Raw genomic sequence first — 1,328 nt, forward strand, 5'->3', positions numbered from 1 at the left:
ACCGCACTTTTCATCTGCCCTATCGCTGCAGAAAGTTGCTGTTGCTCTTGAAGCTGGGCTTTCACATCTTGCATCTGTGCCACCTGTGCGTTGGCTTTGCTAAGCTCGGTGTTGATGCCTAAGGATTGGGCGGTAGTTTGGGTTGGGGTTGTGTCTTTGTTTAAGGTGATTGTCCCTTCCGTTAAGGTCGCTCGGGTAAGGCTACTGTCGCTACTTTGTTCATACATCGGTAACCCAGGGCTGATTCCACCTTTACGTTGGCTGTCAATTTTTGTGCTGTTTGGGCTGTTTGGGCTGTTCGATTTCGTGACTTTGCCTGTTTCGTTATCCTCCCATTGCCCTTGGCTTTCTTTGAGGCTGCCATTGATACTTGCACTGGCCGAACGGCTGGATGATTCGTTTTGAATGTCTTCAAACGTTAGGCGGTTGGTTTTGAGTTCGCTCGCTTGTGGATTCGTGCTGGCTATCGCTCCGCCTTTTAAATGAACATTTTGGGCGTTGATATGATAGCCACCCTCTTCTGCAAACAGTCCCGCCTGTTCATTCACTTGTTTGCGATAAGTCGTGCCTTTGGAAGCATTGCCATAGCCACTTAAGCTCCAGTTGTTCCCAAAACCAAACTCCACTTCTAAACCGCCACCTTGTGATTTAGTCTTGAACCTCTCTTCATCTTGGAGGCTTTCAATGTGGAGCTTACCGCCGACATTGGCGTTGATAGTTTTACCCTTCGCTTGGCTGCCAATGAAGTTCGTATCTCCTTGGCTGTTGAGGGTGATGGTTTCACTGTCTAGGTGGCTCGCTTGGTAAGTGCGGCTTTTGCCATCTTCTTTTCCTCCGCTTGCCCCTACACGAGCATATACCCCCACGCCTGTTTGTGCGCCCACTGTCGCTGCCATGCCCACTTCCACACCTACACTTTGGTTTCTGCCTTTAAACTTCGTGTGGCTTTCACCCGCTTGGAGGTTCAGTTCGTTGCCCGTTAAAGTAATTTGACTGTCTTTGATTCTTGCGCCGGTTTCATCTCTTGAGCTGAACGCTGTGTGAGTCAGGTTGATGTTGCCAAGTTTTTTCTCGCCCTTCTCGTTTGTTGTGCCATCACCACGCGCCATAAGGTGAATTGATTTCGCATTAATGCGACTGCCTTGGCTAATCTCCGCCACACTTTCTTGGCTTTGACGGCTGTGTGCCACGCCACTGCCCGATTCCACACGGAATAAATAAGTGCCTGATTTCGGGTCTTTATTCAGCATCTTATTCGCTGCATCGTATAGGTTATAACCCTGCGCTGCCACACTCATCACATTCGCCGCTTTCAACCGTTCTGAAGC

1 protein-coding gene is annotated in these 1,328 nt (G+C 49.4%); it reads right to left on the bottom strand.

Annotated elements, in window-relative coordinates:
• The coding region (locus BKK48_RS09700) for a hemagglutinin repeat-containing protein (RefSeq protein ID WP_208604191.1) at positions 1-1,328 on the bottom strand (1,328 nt) is incomplete at both ends.

The organism is Rodentibacter heidelbergensis (assembly GCF_002000125.1).
Lineage (GTDB): Bacteria > Pseudomonadota > Gammaproteobacteria > Enterobacterales > Pasteurellaceae > Rodentibacter > Rodentibacter heidelbergensis.